Source organism: Pseudomonas sp. S37 (assembly GCF_016658545.1).
In the GTDB taxonomy this organism is placed as follows: Bacteria; Pseudomonadota; Gammaproteobacteria; order Pseudomonadales; family Pseudomonadaceae; genus Aquipseudomonas.
Genome location: NZ_JACVZC010000023.1, coordinates 1 through 23,196, shown reverse-complemented (window position 1 = coordinate 23,196; position 23,196 = coordinate 1). Strand labels below are relative to the sequence as shown.

At 60.3% G+C, this 23,196-nt stretch carries 23 protein-coding genes; 9 read left to right on the top strand and 14 right to left on the bottom strand.

All coding sequences use genetic code 11. The features are described 5' to 3' along the window. Nucleotides 1–52 precede the first annotated feature (52 nt). From IAE39_RS10515 to IAE39_RS10495, 5 genes are all read left to right on the top strand, one after another. Nucleotides 53–532 (top strand): Lrp/AsnC family transcriptional regulator, encoded by a 480-nt coding sequence (locus tag IAE39_RS10515; RefSeq protein ID WP_201202017.1) that lies wholly within the window; start codon nucleotides 53–55, stop codon nucleotides 530–532. Between the two features lie 112 nt (nucleotides 533–644). Further along, entirely contained in the window at nucleotides 645–2,903 is a 2,259-nt protein-coding gene (locus IAE39_RS10510) for an S-type pyocin domain-containing protein (protein ID WP_201202015.1), read from the top strand. Continuing rightward, on the top strand, nucleotides 2,900–3,163 hold the full coding sequence (locus tag IAE39_RS10505; protein ID WP_201202013.1) for a bacteriocin immunity protein: 264 nt from the start codon (nucleotides 2,900–2,902) through the stop codon (nucleotides 3,161–3,163). The genes IAE39_RS10510 and IAE39_RS10505 overlap by 4 nt, the downstream gene beginning before the upstream one ends. Before the next feature lie 153 nt (nucleotides 3,164–3,316). Further along, entirely contained in the window at nucleotides 3,317–3,637 is a 321-nt protein-coding gene (locus IAE39_RS10500) for an S-type pyocin (protein ID WP_201202011.1), read from the top strand. Next, the gene (locus IAE39_RS10495; protein WP_201202009.1) at nucleotides 3,631–3,912 is read left to right on the top strand and encodes a bacteriocin immunity protein; all 282 of its coding nucleotides are present in this window, start codon (nucleotides 3,631–3,633) and stop codon (nucleotides 3,910–3,912) included. The genes IAE39_RS10500 and IAE39_RS10495 overlap by 7 nt, the downstream gene beginning before the upstream one ends. Before the next feature lie 870 nt (nucleotides 3,913–4,782). Here the strand turns inward: IAE39_RS10495 and IAE39_RS10490 are convergent. The 5 genes from IAE39_RS10490 to IAE39_RS10470 form a co-directional block, all read right to left on the bottom strand. Then, nucleotides 4,783–5,157 (bottom strand): tail fiber domain-containing protein, encoded by a 375-nt coding sequence (locus IAE39_RS10490; protein WP_201202007.1) that lies wholly within the window; start codon nucleotides 5,155–5,157, stop codon nucleotides 4,783–4,785. A gap of 214 nt (nucleotides 5,158–5,371) precedes the next feature. Continuing rightward, nucleotides 5,372–7,273, bottom strand: a complete 1,902-nt coding sequence (cysN, locus tag IAE39_RS10485) for a sulfate adenylyltransferase subunit CysN (RefSeq protein WP_201202006.1) — start codon at nucleotides 7,271–7,273, stop codon at nucleotides 5,372–5,374. Between the two features lie 53 nt (nucleotides 7,274–7,326). Next, nucleotides 7,327–7,668 carry a four helix bundle protein gene (locus tag IAE39_RS10480; RefSeq protein WP_201202003.1) on the bottom strand — a complete coding sequence of 114 codons (342 nt, stop codon included), beginning with the start codon at nucleotides 7,666–7,668 and terminating at the stop codon, nucleotides 7,327–7,329. Between the two features lie 103 nt (nucleotides 7,669–7,771). Continuing rightward, nucleotides 7,772–8,689, bottom strand: coding sequence for a sulfate adenylyltransferase subunit CysD (gene cysD, locus IAE39_RS10475; RefSeq protein WP_003251799.1), 918 nt, complete (start codon nucleotides 8,687–8,689; stop codon nucleotides 7,772–7,774). A gap of 247 nt (nucleotides 8,690–8,936) precedes the next feature. Beyond that, a complete protein-coding gene (locus IAE39_RS10470) occupies nucleotides 8,937–9,695 on the bottom strand; it encodes a Nif3-like dinuclear metal center hexameric protein (protein WP_201202000.1) in 759 nt (252 codons plus the stop codon). A gap of 168 nt (nucleotides 9,696–9,863) precedes the next feature. Here IAE39_RS10470 and algW point away from each other — a divergent pair, with 168 nt between their 5' ends. Beyond that, nucleotides 9,864–11,024, top strand: a complete 1,161-nt coding sequence (algW, locus tag IAE39_RS10465) for a Do family serine endopeptidase AlgW (protein ID WP_201201998.1) — start codon at nucleotides 9,864–9,866, stop codon at nucleotides 11,022–11,024. A 161-nt stretch (nucleotides 11,025–11,185) separates the two neighbouring features. On the opposite strand, the gene IAE39_RS10460 is transcribed toward algW, so the two are convergent. The 4 genes from IAE39_RS10460 to IAE39_RS10445 form a co-directional block, all read right to left on the bottom strand. Then, complete coding sequence (locus IAE39_RS10460) at nucleotides 11,186–11,950, bottom strand: amino acid ABC transporter ATP-binding protein (RefSeq protein WP_016498022.1); 765 nt, start codon at nucleotides 11,948–11,950, stop codon at nucleotides 11,186–11,188. Nucleotides 11,951–11,960: 10 nt separating this feature from the next. Continuing rightward, nucleotides 11,961–13,058, bottom strand: coding sequence for an amino acid ABC transporter permease (locus tag IAE39_RS10455; protein ID WP_201201996.1), 1,098 nt, complete (start codon nucleotides 13,056–13,058; stop codon nucleotides 11,961–11,963). A 10-nt stretch (nucleotides 13,059–13,068) separates the two neighbouring features. Beyond that, nucleotides 13,069–14,247: an amino acid ABC transporter permease gene (locus IAE39_RS10450; protein WP_201201993.1), complete on the bottom strand. Its 1,179-nt coding sequence runs from the start codon at nucleotides 14,245–14,247 to the stop codon at nucleotides 13,069–13,071. 67 nt (nucleotides 14,248–14,314) lie between these two features. Beyond that, the gene (locus IAE39_RS10445) at nucleotides 14,315–15,343 is read right to left on the bottom strand and encodes an amino acid ABC transporter substrate-binding protein (RefSeq protein WP_201201991.1); all 1,029 of its coding nucleotides are present in this window, start codon (nucleotides 15,341–15,343) and stop codon (nucleotides 14,315–14,317) included. A 332-nt stretch (nucleotides 15,344–15,675) separates the two neighbouring features. Between IAE39_RS10445 and IAE39_RS10440 the strand changes: the two genes are divergently transcribed. Together IAE39_RS10440 and rhlB are read left to right on the top strand one after the other, a co-directional pair. Further along, nucleotides 15,676–16,332 (top strand): alpha/beta hydrolase, encoded by a 657-nt coding sequence (locus IAE39_RS10440; protein ID WP_201201989.1) that lies wholly within the window; start codon nucleotides 15,676–15,678, stop codon nucleotides 16,330–16,332. Between the two features lie 101 nt (nucleotides 16,333–16,433). Further along, a complete protein-coding gene (gene rhlB / locus IAE39_RS10435) occupies nucleotides 16,434–17,897 on the top strand; it encodes an ATP-dependent RNA helicase RhlB (RefSeq protein ID WP_201201987.1) in 1,464 nt (487 codons plus the stop codon). A gap of 128 nt (nucleotides 17,898–18,025) precedes the next feature. On the opposite strand, the gene moaE is transcribed toward rhlB, so the two are convergent. From moaE to IAE39_RS10410, 5 genes are all read right to left on the bottom strand, one after another. After that, the gene (gene moaE / locus IAE39_RS10430; RefSeq protein WP_201201986.1) at nucleotides 18,026–18,472 is read right to left on the bottom strand and encodes a molybdopterin synthase catalytic subunit MoaE; all 447 of its coding nucleotides are present in this window, start codon (nucleotides 18,470–18,472) and stop codon (nucleotides 18,026–18,028) included. A gap of 2 nt (nucleotides 18,473–18,474) precedes the next feature. Further along, nucleotides 18,475–18,720: a molybdopterin converting factor subunit 1 gene (gene moaD, locus IAE39_RS10425; protein ID WP_201201985.1), complete on the bottom strand. Its 246-nt coding sequence runs from the start codon at nucleotides 18,718–18,720 to the stop codon at nucleotides 18,475–18,477. Further along, nucleotides 18,720–19,190: a cyclic pyranopterin monophosphate synthase MoaC gene (gene moaC, locus IAE39_RS10420; RefSeq protein ID WP_201201984.1), complete on the bottom strand. Its 471-nt coding sequence runs from the start codon at nucleotides 19,188–19,190 to the stop codon at nucleotides 18,720–18,722. Before moaC ends, moaD begins: the two co-directional genes overlap by 1 nt. 161 nt (nucleotides 19,191–19,351) lie before the next feature. Continuing rightward, on the bottom strand, nucleotides 19,352–20,746 hold the full coding sequence (locus tag IAE39_RS10415; protein ID WP_051098608.1) for a PhoH family protein: 1,395 nt from the start codon (nucleotides 20,744–20,746) through the stop codon (nucleotides 19,352–19,354). Nucleotides 20,747–21,027: 281 nt separating this feature from the next. After that, nucleotides 21,028–22,155, bottom strand: a complete 1,128-nt coding sequence (locus IAE39_RS10410; RefSeq protein ID WP_201201983.1) for a polysaccharide deacetylase family protein — start codon at nucleotides 22,153–22,155, stop codon at nucleotides 21,028–21,030. 137 nt (nucleotides 22,156–22,292) lie between these two features. On the opposite strand from IAE39_RS10410, the gene yaaA reads away from it, so the two are divergent. Next, nucleotides 22,293–23,072, top strand: coding sequence for a peroxide stress protein YaaA (gene yaaA, locus IAE39_RS10405; protein WP_201201982.1), 780 nt, complete (start codon nucleotides 22,293–22,295; stop codon nucleotides 23,070–23,072). Nucleotides 23,073–23,196 lie beyond the last annotated feature (124 nt).

Below are 23,196 nucleotides of genomic sequence, written 5' to 3'. Positions count from 1 at the left end.
CTGCGTGCTTGCTGGAACAAAAACAATAATTACCGGACCAGGAGGGCAAAACATGCCTTCAAGCCTCGACCGCACCGACCGCGCCCTGCTCGCCGCCCTGCAGGACAACGCCCGCCTCACCGTTGCCGAACTGGCCGACCGGGTGGCACTGACCACTTCGCCCTGCTGGCGACGGGTCAAGCTGCTGGAAGACAACGGCTACATCACCGGCTACCAGGCCATCCTCTCGCCCAGGTCGCTGGGCTTTGGCGTGACCGCGTTCGTCAGCATCATGATGGACTCGCACACCAAGGACATGGCGCTGGCGTTCGAGCAGCGGCTGATGGAGATTCCCGAGATTGTCGCCTGCCACAACATTTCCGGGCGCTATGACTTCTTGCTGGAGATCCTGGCGCGGGACCTGGAGTCGTTCGGCGAATTCACCCGCGAAGTGCTGCAACGGTTGCCGGGGGTGAAGGAGATCTATTCGAGTTTTTCGTACAAGGCGGTGAAGGAGAAACGGGTGATACCGGTGTCGGAAAAACATATCTGAGACAGATCTTTCCGAGCGACGCGAAGCTTCCTACTGATTGACAGGCTGCAGCTGACATACCGCGAATTCGATTTACCTAAAGCTAGCCCATGTAGTGACCAGGAGAACCTACATGGCACGGGACAACACGTATTACCTCGATGAGGCGCTGTACATCAGTGCGCAAGCACCAACAGGTAGTGAACTGAGGCTTATAGGCGGCGGTGGAGGTGGGCCGGGCTCCGGCGGCTGGGGGCTAAGCGATGGTTATCCACGTGGCACCAGCCCAACCCAAAATGACATTGCTCGGGTTATTTCCACGCGCCGGGTGCTGACAGATGAATTCCAGATCATCGAGAAGGACTATGCAGATAAGTATGCTCATCAAACAAGCCAGCTTCCTGAAACCGTAAATGCACTGAAAGCCCAGATCAAAACCGAGGCGAGCAGTACACACGGCGCGGCATCAACACTCGCAACAGAACAACAAATCCTGTCATCACGCATCAGTCAGATTCGTGATGGTTATCTGCAGATTTTACCGGAAGCCAACAACTATTTCGGCGTGCCCGCATTCTACAAGCGCGGCGACTCAATGATGAGCCGATTTCTCGACCCAGGATTCTTCGCAGCAACCACAGGCCAGGAATTGGGCGTGGAATGGGCCACTAGGCTGCAAAAGTCCTGGGAGGGTTCGTACCGTCTACACTTGGAAGCCCAGAAGCACCAAGCATTGGCGGACGAACTTAATGCACTGGCAATCCAGGTAGATCAGGAAGAGCTCAGCCTGCGTGCAGATTTGTCGCAAGTGATTGCGCGCAGAACGGCGCAGATTCAAACAGAGCGGCAGATACATTTCGATTGTTTACCCAACGTCCTTCAGCATGAGTTGGGGCAAACCGTCATCGACGACGCGTTCACGCTTGTTCAAACTTTCAGCGCCTACTTGGCAACCGCTGCGGCGTTGGTACAGGCCAAGCAATCGCAAATACCGCAGTATCATGATCAAAATCCACGCATCAACGGCCCCCTGTCGAAACCACAACTTGAAGGGCTGTTGCATCTTGTAGATGAGCAACGCTTGCGCCGGGCCGGCCCCCGCTGGCAGGAATACCACCTGGCACTGGCGCTAACCGAATCGATCAGATTTCTGGGTGTATATGCAGGTGCCACGCAGAACCTGATGCAGCGCGCGGTTGAAGTGGAAAATCTCCGGGTTCAACTCGCTGCTCAGGAAGAAGCTGCACGCCAACAGGCCGAAGCCGAGCGCTTGGCTGCAGAAGCCGAACGGCAAAGGCAAGAGGCCCTGCGGCGTAGCATCTCTTATATCAATGACGCGCGTTTAGCGGGATCAACGCCAGCCGTAATCCCCATTGGTGCTACCACTTTTGCGGTGGCCGAAGCAGCTTACTCCGCCTTGGGAGAAGCGATCGCGGCCGCCATAACCCGCCTTGCTGCTACAGCTATCCCCTCGCTTGCAGTCGGCACGCTTGCGATGGCGTGGCCGTCAACGCTGGGTAACAGTGAACGCCAGTACCTCATCAGCACACCACTCGGTAGCCTCAGCCCTGCCGGTGGGCCAGACCTTGCTGCCTTGGCGGCGTCCTCGACCAGCATCGACCTGCCCTATCTTCTGGCGGGGGTTGAGAACGAAAACGAGCTGGATCTGTATGTGGTGCCAGGCGGCAAGCCAGTGGCGGTACGTGCAGCAACGTTCGACAGTGAACGGCAGGTGTACAGCCTGGCGCTGGACAATCCACAGCGGATTTTGACCTGGACACCCGCCAGCGCGCCGGTTGGTGAAGAGGGAAGCTCCACCAGCCTGCCGCTAGTCCCGACTGGTACCGTCGTGTACACCGGCAGCAGCCTGAACCCTGTCATCACCGAGCAGGAGGGTTACCCCGCGCTTGAATTGCTGGATCAGGAACGGCTGATCATCACGTTCCCTGTCGACTCGGGATTACCGCCTATTCTGGTGGTGTTCAAAAGTCCGAGATATGAGCCGGGTATTGCCATGGGCTCAGGGGCGCAAATCGATGGTATCTGGCTTGGGGACATAACCAACGGGAGCGGAGCAAAAATCCCGGCACAAATTGCAAATACGCTGAGGGGAAGAGAGTTTCGAGATTTCGATGCGTTCAGAAGCGCATTCTGGAAGGCGATATCCGATACCCCAGAGCTTGCTAGCCAGTTCAATGATGCAAACAGAAGTCTCATCACCAAAGGGCGTGCACCAAAAGCGCGTGACAAAGATCACTACAAAGGTCACGCAAGCTTCATACTCCACCACGTGATTCCAATTTCCGAGAACGGAGCTGTATACGACGTAGACAACTTAAGAGTAGTTACGCCAGCGGCGCATAACGACATTCATTATGGGGCCTCCGAATGACTCAAAAAGCCACGATTTCCGAATACACAGAAATTGAATTCTTGAATTTTATCAAATCAATAATAAACCCACCAGACAACATAAGCGATCAAGAGCTTGATGCACTAATCATGACATTTAAGGCATTGAGCGAACACCCCAATGGCTCAGACTTAATCTATTGGCCTGAAGCAGACGGACTTGATACGCCTGAAGAAATTGTACGCATAATAAAAGAGTGGCGCACAGCTAACGGCAAGTCAGACTTCAAAGCAGAATGACTCGGACACCCTGCTCACGCGGGGTGTACAACCTTGAAGCACCTTAACAGAAAAATCCTACACACCTACAGGACCAATCACACGGCGCTCTCGGATCACTAAATGAAATCATTAGATTAAAATGGAAAACCCTATAATGGAGTTAGCTCTAGCATGGCCGCTTGCCTTCCTGACTACATAGTAAAAAAGCTTTCAGGACAAACATTTGAAAGCTTCGACCATTTCTCACAGTCATTCTGGCTGGCGATCGCAGAAGACCCCGTATATTGTAAGCAGTTCATTCCTGCACAACTCAACCGCCTCAAGAACGGCTGGCCACCCCGCGCGCTCTACTCTGACACCGCGAAAGGCTTGCGTTCCTACCAGATTATCCACCAGCACCCGCCCGAATGGGGTGGGTTGATGTACGACGCCGCGAACTTGCGAATCATGAGCGCCATGCAGTATGCACTGTCATCGGAGGCGCCATGGTGAACAGCGGGAAGCACTGCCTTGCGGACTATACATACGCTGAATTTCGGTCGATTGTTGAAGCGTTGATCCAGGCCGAGGGTTCTCCAGCCTGGCAGGACCGGCTACTGGAACTGTTCATCGAGTTGGTAGCACATCCCGACGGCTCGGACCTGATCTACTACCCAGGCAATGAAGAGGATGGCAATGCCGAAACAGTAATGGCACTCATCGTGAAGTGGAGAAAGTCGAAGGGGCTACCACTGTTCAGGGATCAGAAATGTGAGCCAAATAGCTGATCAGGTGCAGGAAGCACTGAACAAGCACCAAGCGCCGCTTAGAAGGGTGCAATGTCGTGCTGTTCGAGGACCGCTCGGAGCAGGTCAAAGCGATAAGCTATCAACTGGTGTGGCGGCCGTTCTAGAGAACGGAGAAACGGTAATAGAGTTTCTAGACAGCCTGGGTGTAGCAGTGGAGTAGAGGCACAAGCCGAATCTGTTGGGAAGGCCAGGTTTTACTGCCCATCTTTAAAAGCATTCACAAAGTCACTCCAGCAACTCGCAACGGCTGGCTACACGCTCGAATGCGCGCACCTTCATCCTGGCGATTGCCTCCTGATTGCGCGTTGCAACACTGCGTATCGCTTCAACATCTACCTTGGCAAGGGCAGCAAAAGCCTTCTCGTCCGCAAGGGCCTACCGCTTTCAGCACTACCGCTTCCAACGCACGTGCAAGATGCTCCTCGAAGCGCTGTCTCAATGCTGCTTTGGCAGCTTCAATGCAGGCGAACCCCGGGTGGATCGAGTCACGAGTAGCGGTAGTCATGCGGGTCTCCCCAGGCCTGAACAGGCTTGTTGTGGACAGGACAGGCCCCTCATACACAATGTCAACTTGTCAATTAGTCAACATGTAAATACAACGCCTCCCCTGCACAGAACCAACATATAGCTCTTTGATTTAGCAGGGACCTGTGGGAGCGGGCATGCTCGCGAACACCGGCACAGCCGGTGCCATACACCGTGTCACATTCTTCGCGGGCTCGCCCGCTCCCACAGGGTACGCGGCACTCGATAGACATCCTCCAGGCCCACCGACAAGCGCACCAGCCCCGACGCCACGGCGGGGCCAGGTTACGCGCTGGGACAGCTTTGAATCTGCTGAATGAGCTGCTAGTGCGAGTCGCCGGCCTTCTCCAAAGTCTTTACGCGCTGATCCAGTTCACGGACAGCCTCGATCAAAGGTGCAACCAGCTTTTCGTAGTCCACCGTCAGCAGCCCATCCTTCTCATGCACCAGCTCCGGATAGACCTTTTGCACGTCCTGTGCGATCACCCCAATGTCATTACGACCGGACGCTATCCACTTCATCCGCACGCCTTGAATCTGCTGCAAGGTGTCCGTGGAATTCAGCAAACGCTCTATGTCGGTTTTCAGACTCTTATCACTGAAAGGGCAACATTTGGCTCCCAGATCTGCGTGTGCCATGGCCGATAACCCAACAGCCGATACCAACGTCAATGCTGCGAAAAGATGGGAGAACTTCATCGCTAGGCTTCCTTATACTCAGAAGCACACAGAGTGAGCGAACGGTTTCCTACCCAATAGTCGGACGCGTCGCCCAGGACTGTAGGAAAAGGCGACATGACTTGTAGTATGAAATAGATAGGGATGGACATTACACGCAGCAAAAGAGGCACTTTACGTGTGACAAACACAAAAAAAACCCCGCCGAAGCGGGGTTTTTCTTGCAGCCCAGCGCTTAGATCGCGCCACGCTGACGCAGTACGTCCAGCACCAGCTTGACGCCTTCATCGACGCTGATCGACTGGGTGTCGATGACCAGGTCCGCGTCCAGCGGCACATCGAACGGGAAGCTTTCCCCCGGGATGTTGTCACCGCCAGCAGCATACAGGCCCTGTGGGTCGCGCTCGCGGCAGGCCAGTGGCGAGGCCTGGACGTAAACGGTCACCAGGCGCTCCTTGCCGATCAGCGCCTTGGCCTGTTCGCGGCCTTCGGCGTCCGGGGCAACGAATGCGGCCAGGGTCAGCATGCCGGCTTCGTTGAACTGGCGCGCCACATGGGCGGCGCGGCGCCAGTTTTCGGTGCGGCCGGCGCGGTCCTGTGGCAGACCCTTGTTCAGGTCGTGGCGCAGGTTCTGGCCGTCGAGCACGTACACCGCACGGCCCATGTCGAACAGCTTGCGCTCCACGGCATAGGCCAGGGTGCTCTTGCCAGCGCCGGACAGGCCGCTGAACAGCACGGTAGCCGGCTGCTGGCCAAAGCGCAGGGCGCGCTCTTCGGTGGACACGTGGGCCTGTTTACCATGCTGGCCGGTGCTGCCATGCGGCAGCACTGGCTGGGCGATGATCATGCCGGCGCCGACGGTACCGTTGGTCAGGCGGTCGATGACAATGAACGCACCGGTGGTGCGGTTGCTGTCGTAACCGTCCAGGGCAATGGCGCTGTCCAGGGATACCTTGACGCGACCGATCTCGTTCAACTGCAGGGCGCTGGCAGCGTCCTTCTCGAGGGTGTTCACATCCACCTTGTGGGTGATGCTGGCAATCGAGCCCGGCACGTAGCTGGTGGCGCGCTTGATGTCGTACTTCTTGCCCGGGAGCATCGGCTCCTCGGCCATCCACACCAGCATGGCGTCGAACTGGTCGGTGACCGGTGGAACGTTGTCGGCGTGAACCAGCAGGTCACCACGGGAGATGTCGATCTCGTCTTCCATGGTCAGGGTCACGGCCTGGCCCGGGCCGGCGTTTTCCAGTTCACCTTCGTAGGTGACGATGGACTTGACCCGGCTGCTCTTGCCCGACGGCAGTACGACGATTTCGTCGCCCTTGTGCACCACGCCGCTGGCGAGGGTGCCGGCAAAGCCGCGGAAGTTCAGGTTCGGGCGGTTGACGTACTGCACCGGGAAACGCAGGTCGGTGAAGTTGCGGTCAGCCGAAACCTCGACGGTTTCGAGGATTTCCATCAGCGTCGGGCCGCTGTACCACGGCGATTGCTCGCTATGGTTGACCACGTTGTCACCCTTGAGCGCCGACATTGGCACGAAGTGCAGGCTGCTCGGGGTCAGGTTGATGGCTTCGGCAAACTTCAGGTAGTCGGCCTTGATCGACTCGAACACGCCTTCATCGAAGCCTTTCAGGTCCATCTTGTTGACCGCGACCACGATGTGCTTGATGCCCAGCAACGAGGCAATGTAGCTGTGGCGGCGGGTCTGGGTCTGCACGCCGTAGCGGGCATCGACCAGGATGATCGCCAGGTCGCAGGTGGACGCACCGGTGGCCATGTTGCGGGTGTACTGCTCGTGGCCCGGGGTGTCGGCAATGATGAACTTGCGCTTGGCGGTGGAGAAATAGCGGTAGGCGACATCGATGGTGATGCCCTGCTCACGCTCGGCCTGCAGGCCGTCTACCAGCAGCGCCAGGTCGACTTCTTCGCCGGTGGTGCCGGACTTTTTCGAGTCACGGGTGATGGCCTCGAGGTGGTCCTCGTAGATCATCTTGGAGTCGTGCAGCAGGCGCCCGATCAGGGTGCTCTTGCCGTCATCCACGTTGCCGCAGGTGAGGAAACGCAGCAGTTCTTTACGCTCGTGCTGAGCCAGGTAGGCGAGGATGTCCTCGCTGATCAGATCGGATTGATGACTCATTGCATTCAAGCTCCAAGCTGTAAGCTTCAAGCAGCAAGCTTGTCGGCGTACAGCTAGTTAGAAATTTTGTTGATCAACCCAGCAAGCATTCTGGATAGCTCACGGGTTTCAGTAATCCAGTCGTTGGCCAATTCAGCAGGCAAGTAACCAATTTCACCAGCGATGATCAGTTGGGTCCGCAATTCTGCGCAGGATGCCTTCGCCACAGTTAGGAACCATGCTTTCTCCCGCATCCCTCTGCGCTCCATTCCCTCAGCAATATTGGAGGGAACCGAAACTGCTGCTCGAGTGATTTGGGACCTGAAACCAAAATCCCGACACCCCGCGAATGCCCGATACATCTCAACAGCTAAATTTTTACTTCTCTGCCAAACCAGCAACTTCTCAAAATCCACTGCAGGCACTCCCTGTACGCCCGCAATGCAGGCGGCAGTCCACAAAATTCAGAAACTACTCGCTCCGCTTCTGTCTTGCAGCTTGCCGCTTGTAACTTGAAGCTTAGAAGTAGCCCTGACGTTTCTTGTCTTCCATGGAACCGGCGCCATCGTGGTCGATGACCCGGCCCTGGCGCTCGGAAGTGCGCGTCAGGAGCATTTCCTGAATGATGTCGGTGAGCGTTTCGGCTTCCGACTCGACAGCGCCCGTGAGCGGGTAGCAGCCGAGGGTACGGAAACGCACCTTCTTCTTGACGATGCGGGCTTTCTCTTCCTCGGAGAGGTGCTCGAGAATGCGCTCGTCGTCGATCATGATCAGGGTACCGTTCTTCTCAATGACTTCACGCTCGGCGGCGAAGTACAGCGGCACGATCGGGATGCCTTCAAGGTAGATGTACTGCCAGATGTCCAGCTCGGTCCAGTTCGACAGCGGGAAGACACGGATCGACTCGCCCTTGTTGACCTTGCCGTTGTACACGTTCCACAGCTCGGGGCGCTGGTTCTTCGGGTCCCAACGGTGCTTGCTGTCACGGAACGAATAGACACGCTCCTTGGCCCGCGACTTCTCTTCGTCGCGGCGCGCGCCACCGAAGGCGGCGTCGAAACCATGCTTGTCCAGCGCCTGCTTCAGGCCCTGGGTTTTCATGATGTCGGTGTGCTTGGAGCTGCCATGGGTGAACGGGTTGATGCCCTGCGCCACACCCTCAGGGTTGACGTGGGTGATCAGCTCCAGGCCCATTTCCTCGACCATCTTGTCGCGGAAGCTGTACATCTCCTGGAATTTCCACTGGGTGTCGACGTGCATCACCGGGAACGGCAGCTTGCCCGGGAAGAAGGCCTTGCGCGCCAGGTGCAGCATCACGGCGGAATCCTTGCCGATCGAGTACAGCATTACCGGGTTGTCGAACTCGGCCGCCACCTCGCGGATGATGTGGATGCTTTCCGCCTCCAGCTGTTTCAAGTGCGTCAGTTTGTCGACCATGGCTACTCACGAAAAACGATCTTATGGACGGCCTGCGGGCCGTGTTCGAGCGAGCCACTTTATCACAGCGGTAGCTTCTATTTAGGCGGCTGGATAGATCGAAAGCGTCTAACGATATGACTGGGGGTTTGGGGTGGCAGGCCCGGCCTCTTCGCGGGTGAACCCGCTCCCACAAGGATCGCACCAAGCCTGAGTCAGTGCAGTCCCTGTGGGAGCGGGTTTACCCGCGAAGAGGCCGACGCCGATGTCAGATAGGATTCGGGCAATCGATAAACAGGTGCTCCACCGCAAACCGCCGCGCCAGGTAATCACCCAGCGCCTGCACCCCATAGCGCTCGGTGGCATGGTGCCCGGCAGCAATGAAGCTGACCCCGTTCTCGCGGGCACTGTGATAGGTCTGCTCCGACGCCTCACCGGTCAGGTACAGATCGACCCCGGCAGCAATCGCCGTATCGATGTAGCCCTGCCCACCCCCGGTGCACCAGCCAACCCGGCGTATCATCTGGTCGCCTTCGACCAGCAACGGCTCACGCCCCAGCACTTCCTGCACCCGCCGGGCAAAGTCGCGCGCGGTCATCGGCTCGGCCAGCGAGCCGACCAGCCCGACCACCTTGGGGTTCTGTGGGTCCAGCGGCCCTTCGACGGTAATGTCCAGTTGCCGCGCCAGTTGCACGTTGTTGCCCACCTCAGGGTGTACATCCAACGGCAAGTGGAAGGCCAGCAGACTGACATCGTTGTTCAGCAAGGTCTTCAACCGGCGCTGGCGGATGCCGGTGATACAGGGATTTTCGCCCTTCCAGAAGTAGCCATGGTGCACCAGCACCAGGTCGGCCTCGGCTTCGACTGCCGCATCCAGCAACGCCTGGCTGGCGGTAACGCCACTGACAATGCGGCTGACCTGCGGCCGGCCTTCTACCTGTAACCCATTGGGGCAATAATCCTGGATCTTCGCGCTGCCCAGGTAACGCTCGGCTTCCTCGACCAGGGTGTTTAGAGCGACGGCCATGAAAATCTCCTCGAAAACTGCGCTTTTCCCGGGCACAACGCAGAGGGAACGCCCGTATAATGCCGGCCATTATGGGCCGTCGCCGGCACTGGGGGAACCGGTGTATGATCGCGCGCGCTCATGCCCCACCGCGCGGCCGCTGGCCCCCGCTCTTTCCAGGATCCGTTCATGTTCAAGGCTTTGCGTTACTTTGGCTGGCCCCTGCTTACCGGCGTACTGATCGCCATGTTGATCATCCAGCGTTTCCCGGAATGGGTCGGCCTGCCCAGCCAGGACGTCAACCTGCAGCAGGCCCCGCAGACCACGCGGATCATGCAGGGCCCGGTGTCGTACGCCGACGCCGTGACCCTCGCCGCCCCGGCGGTGGTCAACCTGTACACCACCAAAGTGGTGAACAAAAGCGCCCACCCGCTGTTCGAAGACCCGCAGTTCCGCCGCTTCTTCGGCGACAACCTGCCCAAGCAGCGCCGCTGGGAATCGAGTCTGGGTTCGGCGGTGATCATGAGCCCCGAAGGCTACCTGCTGACCAACAACCACGTCACCAGTGGCGCCGACCAGATCGTCGTGGCCCTTAAAGACGGCCGCGAAACCCTGGCCCGGGTGATCGGCAGCGACCCGGAAACCGACCTGGCGGTGCTGAAGATCGACCTGAAGAACCTGCCCGCCATTACCATCGGCCGTTCCGACACCATTCACATTGGCGACGTGACGCTGGCAATCGGCAACCCGTTCGGCGTCGGCCAGACCGTGACCATGGGCATCATCAGCGCCACTGGCCGTAACCAGCTGGGCCTGAACAACTACGAAGACTTCATCCAGACCGACGCGGCGATCAACCCGGGCAACTCCGGTGGTGCGCTGGTGGATGCCAACGGCAACCTGGTGGGTATCAATACCGCGATCTTCTCCAAGTCTGGCGGCTCGCAGGGTATCGGCTTCGCCATCCCGGTGAAACTGGCGCTGGAGGTGATGAAGTCGATTGTCGAGCACGGCCAGGTGATCCGTGGCTGGCTGGGTATCGAAGTGCAGCCGCTGAGCCAGGAGCTGGCCGAATCGTTTGGCATGAAGGACCGCCCAGGCATCGTGGTGGCGGGCATCTTCCGCGAAGGCCCGGCAGCCAAGGCCGGGCTGCAACTGGGTGATGTGATCCTGAGCATCAACGGCGAACCGGCGGGTGACGGGCGCAAGTCGATGAACCAGGTGGCGCGGATCAAGCCTAACGAGAAGATCACCATCGAGGTGATGCGCAATGGGCAGCAGCTGAAGCTGGTGGCCGAGGTGGGGCTACGGCCGCCACCGGCACCGGCTGCCCCACAAGAAGAGAAGTAACGCTCAGTACACGCCCCGTGTAGGAGCGGCCTTGTGTCGCGATGGGGCGCGTAGCGGCCCCAGGATTTCAGCTTCGCAGCATATATCCCTGGGGCCGCGTTGCGGCCCGATCGCGACACAAGGCCGCTCCTACAGGGACCGCGTTAGCAGCCCCAACAGCATCAATGCAGAATCTGGCTCAGGAACAGCCGGGTCCGGTCGCTGCGCGGCCGGTCGAAGAAATCATCCGGTGCCGCCTGCTCCACGATCTCCCCTTTGTCCATGAAGATCACCCGGTTCGCCACCGTACGGGCAAAGCCCATCTCGTGGGTGACGCAGAGCATGGTCATGCCATCCTCGGCCAGGCCGACCATGGTATCGAGCACTTCCTTGACCATTTCCGGGTCCAGCGCCGAGGTCGGTTCGTCGAACAGCATGATCTTCGGCTTCATGCACAACGCCCGGGCAATCGCCACCCGCTGCTGCTGGCCACCGGACAACTGCCCCGGGTACTTGTGTGCCTGTTCAGGGATACGCACCCGCTCCAGGTAGTGCATGGCAATTTCCTCGGCCTTGCGCCGGGGCATCTTGCGCACCCACATCGGCGCCAGGGTGCAGTTCTCCAGGATGCTCAGGTGCGGGAACAGGTTGAAGTGCTGGAACACCATGCCCACCTCGCGGCGGATGGCCTCGATCTGCTTAAGGTCGTTGGTCAGTTCCACGCCATCGACCACGATGCGCCCCTGCTGGTGTTCCTCCAGGCGGTTGAGGCAACGGATGGTGGTGGACTTGCCCGAACCGGACGGCCCGCACAGCACGATACGCTCGCCCTGGCGCACGTTCAGGTTGATGTCCTTGAGCACATGGAACTGGCCGTACCACTTGTTCACGCCCTGCATCTGGATGATGCCTTCGGGGCCGGCAGGCTGCTTGATCGCTTCACTCATTTCGAAACTCCTAACGCTTGTGGCCAGTGTCCAGCTTGCGCTCCAGGTGCATGGAGTAGCGGGACATACCGAAACAGAAAATCCAGAACACCAGGGCGGCGAACACATAGCCCTCGGTGGCCATGCCCAGCCAGGCCGGGTCGGCGGCGGCTTGCTTGACGCTGTTCAGCAGGTCGAACAGGCCGATGATGATCACCAGGCTGGTGTCCTTGAACAGGGCAATGAAGGTGTTGACGATGCCGGGGATCACCAGTTTTAGCGCTTGCGGCAGAATCACCAGGCCCATCGCCCGCCAGTAGCCCAGGCCCATGGCTGCGGCGGCTTCGTACTGGCCCTTGGGAATGGCCTGCAGGCCACCGCGCACCACCTCGGCGATGTACGCCGACTGGAACAGGATCACACCGATCATCGCCCGCAGCAGCTTGTCGAAGCTCATGCCCTCGGGCAGGAACAACGGCAGCATCACCGAGGACATGAACAGCACGGTGATCAGCGGCACGCCGCGCCAGAATTCGATGAAGGTCACGCACACCACCTTCACCGCCGGCATCTTCGAACGCCGCCCCAGGGCCAGCAATATGCCCAGCGGCAAGGCGCCGACGATACCCACCGTGGCGATCACCAGGGTCAGCATCAGCCCGCCCCACTGGCTGGTCGGTACACTATCCAGGCCCAGTACGCCGCCATGTAGCAGGGTGTAGGCCAGCACCGGGTACAGCACCAGGAAGCCCAGGCCATAGAAGGCCTTGCGCGGGAAGCGCTTGATGAACAGCGGCGCGGCGCCGAGCACGGCAAGCCACACGGTCAGGTCCACACGCCAGCGCAACTCGGCCGGGTAGTAGCCGTACATGAACTGGCCGAAGCGCTGCTGCACGAACACCCAGCAGGCGCCTTCCTTGGTGCAGTCGGCGCGGGTGGTGCCAACCCAGTTGGCGTCGATCAACGCCCACTGCAGCAACGGCGGCACGATCAGCCACACCAGGTAGATGGCAAACAGGGTCAACAAGGTGTTGAGCCAGCTCGAGAACAGATTGGCACGCATCCATGCGAGCACGCCGACGGTTTTCACCGGTGGCGGCATATCGGGTTTGAAAACATGGGCATTCACGGGCGTATCCTCACCGCTCGATCAGCGCAATGCGCTTGTTGTACCAGTTCATCAGCAGCGAAATGCTGATGCTGATGGCGAGATAGACACTCATGGTGATGGCAATCACCTCGATGGCCTGGCCGGTCTGGTTGAGTACGGTACCGGCGAACAGCGAGACCATCTCCGGGTAGCCGATACCGGCCGCCAGCGACGAGTTCTTCGCCAGGTTCAGGTACTGGCTGGTCAGCGGCGGAATGATCACCCGCAGTGCCTGGGGGATGATCACCTTGCGCAGGGTCGGGCCCTCGCGCAGGCCGAGCGAGCGCGCGGCTTCGGTCTGGCCATGGCTGACCGAACGGATACCGGAGCGCACGATTTCGGCGATGAAGGCAGCCGTATAAATAGTCAGCGCCAGGGTCAACGCCAGCAGCTCGGGGATCAGCACCCAGCCACCGACAAAGTTGAAGCCCTTGAGCTGCGGCACTTCCCATCTGACCGGGCTGCCGAACAGCAGCACGCTCAGGCCTGGAATGACGATGAGCAACGCCAGCCCGACCCAGAACTTGTGAAACGGCACACCGGTCTCGTCAAAGCGCTTGTTGGCGAAGCGCACCATCAGCACGATCGCGACAATCGCCACCGCCAGGGCTACGGCGAACGGCCAGAAGCCTTCGGCCATGGACGCGCCCGGCATGTTCAGGCCGCGGTTGCTGATGAAGAACAGGTCGTCGATGTTGATGCTGCCCCGCGGTCCCGGCAGGGTCAGGAACACGGCGAAATACCAGAACAGGATCTGCAGCAGCGGCGGGATGTTGCGGAAGGTTTCCACATACACAGTCGCCAGCTTGTTGATCATCCAGTTCGGTGACAACCGCGCCACACCAATGATGAACCCCAGGATGGTCGCCAGGATGACGCCAATGAAGGTGACCAGCAGGGTATTGAGCAGGCCGATGACAAACACCCGCGCATAACTGTCGGATTCCACATAGGGGATCAGGTGCTGGGCGATGCCAAAGCCGGCGCTACGGTCAAGAAAGTCGAAACCCGAGGTGATACCCCGGTGCTGCAGGTTGGTCTGGGTGTTGTGGAACAGGTACCAGCCCAAGCCGACCACGAAGACGATCGTGAGTATCTGGAACAGCCAGGCGCGCACGCGCGGGTCGCTCAGGGAAAGCCCCTTGGGTGCGCCAATTTGATTTTGCATGAAATGCCCCGAAAAATAGGGATTCGAACAACCTGCGGCGGCCGGATGCCGCCGCAGGGTGCAACCATCAGCGCACAGGTGGCGCGTACTGGATGCCGCCGTTGTTCCACAGGGCGTTCATGCCACGGTCGATCTTCAGGTCGGTGCTCTGGCCCAGGTTCTTCTCGAACACTTCGCCGTAGTTGCCGACTTGCTTGACGATCTGCACTACCCAGTCTTTGGGCAGCTTGAGGTCCTTGCCGTACTCACCGTCGCCACCCAGCAGGCGGGCAACATCCGGGTTCTTGGTGGCTTTGGCTTCAGCCTCGACGTTCTTCGAGGTGATGCCTGCCTCTTCGGCGTTGAGCATGGCGAACAGGGTCCACTTGACGATGCTGAACCACTCTTCGTCGCCCTTGCGCACTACCGGGCCCAGCGGCTCCTTGGAGATGGTTTCCGGCAACACCACATAGTCGGTCGGCGCCGCCAGCTTGGAACGCTGGGCGAACAGCTGCGACTTGTCCGACGTCAGCACGTCGCAACGGCCGGACTCCAGCGACTTGGCGCTCTCGTCAGAAGTATCGAAGGTGATCGGGGTGTACTTCAGGCCATTGGCACGGAAGAAGTCCGACACGTTCAGCTCGGTGGTGGTACCGGCCTGGATGCAGATGGTCGCGCCGTCCAGCTCCTTGGCGCTGGAAACCCCCAGCTTCTTGTTGACCAGGAAGCCGACGCCGTCATAGTAGGTGACACCGGCGAACACCAGGCCCATGCCGGCGTCGCGCGAGCTGGTCCAGGTGGTGTTGCGCGACAGCACGTCGACTTCGCCCGACTGCAGCGCAGTGAAGCGTTCCTTGGCGTTGAGCTGGCTGAACTTGACCTTGGTCGCATCGCCGAACACGGCGGCGGCTACGGCGCGGCACACATCGGCGTCGATGCCGACGATCTTGCCTTGCGCATCAGGTACCGAGAAGCCTGGAAGGCCGTCGCTCACGCCACACTGGACGAAGCCCTTCTTCTTTACCGCATCCAGGGTGGCGCCGGCCTGGGCAGTGCTCACGGCGCCCAGCGCGGCGGCAGCGGTAAGGACTGCCAGGGTGGTTTTCAACACGTTCATTCACAACCTCCAAATCGCTCTTGTTGTATCGAGCCGGAATTGCACCGCACCCTTTTGAGGCATGTCCGACCCGTATTGGCTTGTTATTGGGTCAATTGGCGCAATGGACTGTTCTGTGACAGCCTTCGCTTACAAAGGGTGTTACCGTCACGGCCTGCCCTTTGCATCGCAGGTTGAATTGCAAAGCGCGTACCACATTTTCTGGCTGTAGCGTTTAAGCGCTCGTCAAGTAGGGAAAGTTGTATCGTTGCGACATTCTTTTTCCGACAATCATTTCCAGCGCCTTCTTTTCACGCACGCCATAACAAGACCCGCACACTTTCGGAGCAGTCATGACCAACCCGCTGATTCTCGAACCACAGAAAACCGCTGACGCCTGTGTGATCTGGTTGCACGGTCTGGGGGCCGACCGTTACGACTTCCTACCTGTGGCCGAATTCATGCAGGAGCGCCTGCTCAGCACGCGCTTCATCATGCCCCAGGCACCAACCCGCCCGGTGACCATCAACGGCGGCTACGCCATGCCCAGCTGGTACGACATCAAGGCCATGACCCCGGCCCGTGCCATTGACGAAGCGCAGCTGGAAGAATCTGCCGAGCAGGTGGTTGCCCTGATCAAGGCCGAGCAGGCCAAAGGCGTCAGCCTGTCGCGGATCTTCCTCGCCGGCTTCTCCCAGGGCGGCGCGGTGGTACTGCACACGGCGTATATAAAGTGGCAAGAAGCACTCGGCGGGGTCATCGCCCTGTCCACCTACGCCCCCACCTTCAACGACCAGCACCAGCTCAGTGCCTGCCAGCAACGCACCCCGGCCCTGTGCCTGCATGGCGTGCACGACCCGGTGGTAATCCCGTCGATGGGCCGCACGGCCTTCGAGTACCTGAACACCTGGGGCGTGGCCGCCCGCTGGCACGAGTACCCGATGGAACACGAAGTGGTGGTCGAAGAGTTGAACGACATCCACGAATGGCTGGCCAAGCAACTGCAATAAGCGCCTACCGCTTGTAGTTGTAGGGCTATTCCGCTACGCCGCGCCCGAATCTTGCATTACACTGCCCGGCGTACATTCCTTAACCAGTTGATGAGACGATCGTGCTCAAGGCACTCAAGAAAATATTCGGCAAGGGAGACGCCGCGCCACAGGCCGTCGCTCCTGCTGCCAGCGTGACGCCACCGGCGCCCGCGCCCGCCAGCGAGGCCCGGCCTGCAGCCATACCGGCCGCCGCGCACGCCAGCCCTGCTCCCAAGGCTGAACAGCCTGCCGCCGTTACGCCAGCTACCGAGAAACCGGCCAAGGACAAACCGCGTCGCGAGCGCAAGCCCAAGCCGCAGGCCAGCCTGTGGAAGCCGGAAGACTTCGTGGTCGAGCCGCAGGAAGGCAAGACCCGCTTCCACGACTTCAAGCTGTCCAACGAGCTGATGCACGCCATCCACGACCTGGGCTTCCCGTACTGCACGCCGATCCAGGCGCAGGTACTGGGCTTCACCCTGCGTGGCCAGGACGCCATTGGCCGGGCCCAGACCGGTACCGGCAAAACTGCCGCGTTCCTGATCTCGATCATTTCCCAGCTGCAGCAGACGCCACCGCCCAAGGAACGCTACATGGGCGAGCCACGCGCGCTGATCATCGCGCCAACCCGCGAGCTGGTGGTGCAGATCGCCAAGGACGCCGCGGCCCTGACCAAGTACACCGGCCTGAACGTGATGAGCTTCGTCGGCGGCATGGACTTCGACAAGCAGCTAAAGGCCCTGGAAGCGCGCCACTGCGACATCCTGGTGGCCACCCCGGGCCGCCTGCTGGACTTCAACCAGCGCGGCGAGGTGCACCTGGACATGGTCGAGGTGATGGTGCTGGACGAAGCCGACCGCATGCTGGACATGGGCTTCATTCCGCAAGTGCGCCAGATCATTCGCCAGACGCCGCCGAAAAGCGAGCGCCAGACCCTGCTGTTCTCCGCCACTTTCACCGACGACGTGATGAACCTGGCCAAGCAGTGGACCACCAACCCGGCCATCGTCGAGATCGAGCCGGAGAACGTGGCCAGCGAAACGGTCGAACAGCATGTGTACGCCGTGGCCGGCAGCGACAAGTACAAGCTGCTGTACAACCTGGTGACCCAGAACAAATGGGAACGGGTGATGGTGTTTGCCAACCGCAAGGACGAAGTACGCCGCATCGAGGAAAAACTGGTGCGCGACGGCATCAATGCCGCCCAGCTGTCGGGCGACGTGCCGCAGCACAAGCGCATTCGTACCCTGGAGAGCTTCCGCGAAGGGCGCATCACCGTGCTGGTGGCCACCGACGTGGCCGGGCGTGGCATTCACATCGATGGCATCAGCCACGTGATCAACTTCACCCTGCCGGAAGACCCGGACGACTACGTGCACCGCATTGGCCGTACCGGCCGTGCCGGTACCAGTGGTGTGTCGATCAGCTTTGCCGGGGAGGATGATTCTTATCAGCTGCCGGCGATCGAAGAATTGCTGGGGCGCAAGATCAAGTGCGAAATGCCGCCGGATGAGCTGCTGAAGCCGGTGCCGCGCAAGCATCACTGAACTGTGCCGGCCTCTTCGCGGGTAAACCCGCTCCCACAGGTACTCCACAGCTTCCGAAACCTGTGCAGCAACTGTGGGAGCGGGTTTACCCGCGAACCGGGGCAAAGCCCCGGCCATCAAACAAGAATCTACCAGCGCTCAGCAGCATCCTGGTCGCTCTGCCTGCCTTCCACCCACCTAGGCCCTTCCTGGGTATTTTCCTTCTTCCAGAACGGCGCCCGGGTCTTCAGGTAGTCCATGATGAAATTGCAGGCATCGAATGCCGCCTGCCGATGGGCACTGGCCACGCCGACGAACACAATCGGCTCACCCGGCTCCAGCGCACCGATGCGGTGCAGCACTTCCACTTTCAGCAACGGCCAGCGCTGCTCGGCCTCGACCACGATCTTGGCCAGGGCCTTTTCGGTCATGCCCGGGTAGTGTTCAAGGAACATCCCCGCCACTTCGCGGCCATCATTGAAGTCCCGCACATAACCGACAAAGCCGACCACCGCGCCCACACCCACGTTGGCCGCATGCATGGCATTGGTCTCGGCCCCCGGGTCGAACGCGCGTTCCTGCACTCGCACTGCCATGTTCAGCCTCCGGTCACCGGCGGGAAGAACGCCACTTCGTCGCCATCTTCCAGCGGCTCATCGAGCTTGCACAATTCTTCGTTGCGCGCGCACATCAGGTTCTGCTCGGCCAGCAGTTCATAGTGCCCGCCCTTGCCCAGCAATGCCCGGCGCACATCGTCGACAACCTTGAACTCACCTTCCACCCGCTCGGCATCCACGCCCAGCAACTCGCGGTAACGAGCGAAGAACATCACTTTGACTTTCATCACGCCTGCACCTTGTAGTGGCCGCTCTTGCCGCCCAGCTTTTCCAGCAGGCGCACCTGCTCGATGACCATGCCTTTATCCACAGCCTTGCACATGTCATAGATCGTCAGCGCAGCCACGCTGGCGGCGGTCAGTGCCTCCATCTCCACACCGGTCTGCCCGGCCAGCTTGCAGCGGGCGACGATACGCACGGCGTCCGCGCCATCGGCGCTGAGTTCGACTTTGACGCTGGTCAGCATCAGCGGGTGGCACAGCGGGATCAGGTCGCTGGTCTTCTTCGCCGCCTGGATACCGGCAATGCGCGCCACGGCGAACACATCGCCCTTGGGGTGTTCACCATCGACGATCATCTGCAGGGTCTGCGGCAACATGCGCACCCGTGCCTCGGCGGTGGCCTCGCGCTCGGTCACGGCCTTTTCAGTGACGTCGACCATGTTGGCCCGCCCCTGGGAATCAAGATGTGTCAGCACTGCTCTGCTCCTGTGAAGGGAGCCTGCAGTGTAAACCTGTGGGTCAGGTTTGAGCAGAGGTATGTGTCGGCAGGTTCGGCCCCTTCGCGGGTGAACCCGCTCCTACAGGTAGGGTGCAGATCCTGTAGGAGCGGGTTTACCCGCGAAGAGGCCGGCGATGGTTACAAATGCGACTCGGCGTACTCGGCCAGCACCGAACGGGGCACGCCCTGCAGGGTGATGTGCACGCCATGGGGGAAGTCCTTGAAGCGCTCGGTCAGGTAGGTCAGGCCCGAGCTGGTCGCGGACAGGTAGGGGGTGTCGATCTGCGCCAGGTTACCCAGGCAGACCACCTTGGACCCGGAGCCGGCACGGGTGATGATGGTTTTCATCTGGTGCGGCGTCAGGTTCTGGCACTCGTCGATCAGGATCAGGCTCTGCTGGAAGCTGCGACCGCGGATGTAGTTCAGCGACTTGAATTGCAGCGGCACACGCTCAAGGATGTACTCGACGCTGCCATGGGTGCTTTCGTCATCCATGTGCAAGGCTTCGAGGTTGTCGGTGATGGCGCCCAGCCAAGGCTCCATTTTCTCTGCTTCGGTACCCGGCAGGAAGCCGATCTCCTGGTCCAGCCCCTGCACGCTGCGGGTGGCGATGATGCGCCGGTAGCGCTTGCTGACCATGGTCTGCTCGATGGCGGCAGCCAGAGCCAGGATGGTTTTACCGGAACCGGCAGCGCCGGTCAGGTTGACCAGGTGAATGTCCGGGTCGAGCAGGGCGAACAGCGCCAGGCTCTGGTGAATGTCGCGCGGTTTCAGGCCCCAGGCTTCCTGGTGCAGCAACGGCTCCTGGTGCAGGTCGAGCAGCAGCAGTTCATCGTTGCGGATGCCCTTGATCCAGCCGACAAAGCCCTGCTCGTCGATGATGAACTCGTTGATGTGCACCGCCGGCAGGTTGTCGATCATCTGCACGCGGTGCCAGGTACGGCCACGCTCCTGGCGCGTGTCGACCTTGCTGACCCGGTCCCAGAACGAGCCGGTGACCGAATGGTAACCCTTGGACAGCAAGGACACGTCATCGACCAACTGGTCGGTGCTGTAGTCCTCGGCAGCGATGCCACAAGCGCGCGCCTTCAGGCGCATGTTGATGTCTTTGGTAACCAGCACAACGTCCAGGTCGGTACGCCGGCTGCGGACTTCGAGCAGGGTGTTGATGATGATGTTGTCGTTGAGGTTTTCCGGCAGCAACTTGCTGGGCTCGTTGCGCGGGCTCATCAGGATGGACAGGAAGCCCTTGGGCCCACTCTTGTTACGCTGGATCGGCACGCCCTGTTCGACATCACTGGGCGAAGCGTCACCCAGGGTCTGGTCGATCAGGCGGATGGCCTGCCGGCATTCGGCGGCGATGGTCTGTTTACCGGTCTTGAGCTTGTCGAGTTCCTCCAGCACCGTCATCGGAATGGCGACGTGGTGCTCCTCGAAGTTGAGTAATGCGTTGGGGTCGTGAATCAGGACGTTGGTATCGAGCACATAGAGGATTGGCTTGCTGGAGGAAGGGTTGCGTCCTTGGTCATCCATACTCGGTCACCTTATGTCGAAGCCACACGGCGCGGTCTGCTGCGCCGCAAAGTGACTGCCGTGCTCCCCGTATCCGCGTTGCTACGGGCGGGAAGTGAACCTGCCAAGGTGGGCCTGGATGACGCCACCTGTGCTGCAGGAATCGGCTGTCTGGTTTCTTCATACCGCAAAAACCATGACCAAAAAAAGCATTTTTACGCGTTTTTGAAGTTTATTTTTCAGAATGACGAAGGGCCCTTGGCGGCAAAGCCAGACGGGACTACGCTCAGAAGTCATACCCTCTATTCGCTATATCCATATTCCCGGCAATCCTCCCAGCCAATGCCGCTCTGCGCGGTGTTTTGCAGCAACCACTCCACTGCCGGCTGCGCCTTGGGCAGGCTGTCATGGAACTGGATCACGCCCTTGCGCCACAGCAGCATCAGGGTCAGTACACGTTGCGCCGAGGCCTCTGCACTCAGCGCACCGTCATCCTCGGCATCGATATCCCACAACGACACCCGCAATTGCTGGCTGGCCATGAACGCCTCGCCATCGGCCCGGCGTTGCCCATAGGGCGGCCGGAACAGCGGCACGTATTGCTTCGGCAGGTCGGCCTGGACCCGCGCCTGGCTGCGCCGCAGGGAATCCTGCCAGCCGGTCCACTGTGCATGGGAGCGGTACTCCCACCCCTGGATGCCCACGCATTGCCCGCGATAGAGATCGCGCAAGGTGTTCGCGGCCCCGCCATCACGGCGCTGTTGCAGGCGGTTGCCGAGTACGAAGAATGTGCCCTCGAGCTTCTGCCGGCGCAAATAATCAGTCAGCAGATCGGTACTTCCACCCTCAGGCCCAGGGCCGCCGACGAAGCTCAGCACGAACATGCGGTCGTTCAGTTCGTCACCGTTGCGCTCGCGTGAAGACAGCCGCTCGACTTCGCTGCTGGTCTGCGGCAGTAGGGCCGCCTTGCGCAGTTGCTCGTCCAGGTAGCGCACATGGAACTGGTGGCTCGGCTCGATCCAGCTGGTATAGAACGTGCCGACATCGGCCGCGAACGTCGCAGCCTGCGTGCGTAAATCTGCCATGGAGGCAACCGGGTAGCAGAACGACGCATCCTGTTCGCAACTGCGTTGCGCCTGTTGATAGCCCTCCCACAACCGCTGCCACAGGCGCGCCCGCACCTGGCGCACCTTCTGCAAGTTGATCTGCCGCAGGCCCAGCCGCGTGGCCAGCGCCGCATCATCCAGCAGCTCGCTTTCGTGCAGCACTTGCGCGAACGAAAGGATTTCTGCACGCGATGCCACATCGAACAACGCCGGGCTGTTCAATTGCTCGGGCCACAGGCTGCGGTCGAGGCTGACCGGGGGTACGGGGGCGGCTTGCACGGCCAGGCTCGACAGAGCGGCCAGCAAGGCAAAGGCAATGCGCACGGTGGAAGGCTCCGTAACGGCAAAACGCGAACTATAGCGCCTGTACCGGCCATGGTCTGTGACTATCGTCGCCATAGTTTGGACTTGTACCGCCCACCCCGTAGAATCCCCGACCAACGATGCCAGGAGCCGACCCGATGCTGACGGTGATTTCCCCCGCCAAGACCCTCGACTACGACACCAAGCCTGTGACCGAGCGTTTCACCCTGCCCCAGTACCTGGACGACTCCCAGGCACTGATCCAGCAACTGCGCGAACTGTCGCCCGCGCAGATCAGCGAACTGATGCACCTGTCCGACAAGCTCGCCGGCCTGAATGCCGCGCGCTTCGGCAGCTGGACGCCTGAGTTCACCCCAGCCAATGCCAAGCAGGCACTGCTGGCGTTCAAGGGTGACGTGTACACCGGCCTCGACGCCGAAAGCCTGGGCGAGGACGATTTCAGCTACGCGCAGGACCACCTGCGCATGCTCTCGGGCCTGTACGGCCTGCTGCGCCCGCTCGACCTGATGCAGCCCTACCGCCTGGAGATGGGCACCAAGCTGGCCAACGCCCGCGGCAAGGACCTGTACGCCTTCTGGGGCACGCGCATCAGCGAATGGCTGAACCAGGCCCTGGCCGAGCAGGGTGATGACGTGCTGCTGAACCTGGCCAGCAACGAGTACTTCAGCGCAGTGAAACGCAGCGCCCTCAACGCACGGGTGATCAACGTCGACTTCAAGGACTGGAAGAACGGCCAGTACAAGATCATCAGTTTCTACGCCAAGAAAGCCCGCGGCATGATGAGCCGCTTCGTCATCCAGCAGCGCATCAGCGACCCGGAGCAGCTCAAGCAGTTCGATGTGCAGGGGTACTATTACAGTGCCGAGCAGTCCAAGGCGGATCATCTGGTGTTTTTGCGCGATCATCCCTCCGAGTAAGCCTGCCAGGGCCTCTTCGCGGCTAAAGCCGCTCCTACACAGGTACCGCGCGGGTTTCGGGTTCACGCTGTAAATGTAGGAGCGGCTTTAGCCGCGAACACCGGCAAAGCCGGTGCCATCCACC

Excerpts from the sequence above, each read along its gene's own strand:
- IAE39_RS10515 (WP_201202017.1), top strand. The coding sequence starts at position 53 with ATGCCTTCAAGCCTCGACCGCACCGACCGCGCCCTGCTCGCCGCCCTG.
- IAE39_RS10510 (WP_201202015.1), top strand. The coding sequence starts at position 645 with ATGGCACGGGACAACACGTATTACCTCGATGAGGCGCTGTACATCAGT.
- IAE39_RS10505 (WP_201202013.1), top strand. The coding sequence starts at position 2,900 with ATGACTCAAAAAGCCACGATTTCCGAATACACAGAAATTGAATTCTTG.
- IAE39_RS10500 (WP_201202011.1), top strand. The coding sequence starts at position 3,317 with ATGGCCGCTTGCCTTCCTGACTACATAGTAAAAAAGCTTTCAGGACAA.
- IAE39_RS10495 (WP_201202009.1), top strand. The coding sequence starts at position 3,631 with ATGGTGAACAGCGGGAAGCACTGCCTTGCGGACTATACATACGCTGAA.
- IAE39_RS10490 (WP_201202007.1), bottom strand. The coding sequence starts at position 5,157 with ATGAAGTTCTCCCATCTTTTCGCAGCATTGACGTTGGTATCGGCTGTT.
- cysN (WP_201202006.1), bottom strand. The coding sequence starts at position 7,273 with ATGAGTCATCAATCCGATCTGATCAGCGAGGACATCCTCGCCTACCTG.
- cysD (WP_003251799.1), bottom strand. The coding sequence starts at position 8,689 with ATGGTCGACAAACTGACGCACTTGAAACAGCTGGAGGCGGAAAGCATC.
- IAE39_RS10470 (WP_201202000.1), bottom strand. The coding sequence starts at position 9,695 with ATGGCCGTCGCTCTAAACACCCTGGTCGAGGAAGCCGAGCGTTACCTG.
- algW (WP_201201998.1), top strand. The coding sequence starts at position 9,864 with ATGTTCAAGGCTTTGCGTTACTTTGGCTGGCCCCTGCTTACCGGCGTA.
- IAE39_RS10460 (WP_016498022.1), bottom strand. The coding sequence starts at position 11,950 with ATGAGTGAAGCGATCAAGCAGCCTGCCGGCCCCGAAGGCATCATCCAG.
- IAE39_RS10450 (WP_201201993.1), bottom strand. The coding sequence starts at position 14,247 with ATGCAAAATCAAATTGGCGCACCCAAGGGGCTTTCCCTGAGCGACCCG.
- IAE39_RS10445 (WP_201201991.1), bottom strand. The coding sequence starts at position 15,343 with ATGAACGTGTTGAAAACCACCCTGGCAGTCCTTACCGCTGCCGCCGCG.
- IAE39_RS10440 (WP_201201989.1), top strand. The coding sequence starts at position 15,676 with ATGACCAACCCGCTGATTCTCGAACCACAGAAAACCGCTGACGCCTGT.
- moaE (WP_201201986.1), bottom strand. The coding sequence starts at position 18,472 with ATGGCAGTGCGAGTGCAGGAACGCGCGTTCGACCCGGGGGCCGAGACC.
- moaD (WP_201201985.1), bottom strand. The coding sequence starts at position 18,720 with ATGAAAGTCAAAGTGATGTTCTTCGCTCGTTACCGCGAGTTGCTGGGC.
- IAE39_RS10415 (WP_051098608.1), bottom strand. The coding sequence starts at position 20,746 with ATGGATGACCAAGGACGCAACCCTTCCTCCAGCAAGCCAATCCTCTAT.
- yaaA (WP_201201982.1), top strand. The coding sequence starts at position 22,293 with ATGCTGACGGTGATTTCCCCCGCCAAGACCCTCGACTACGACACCAAG.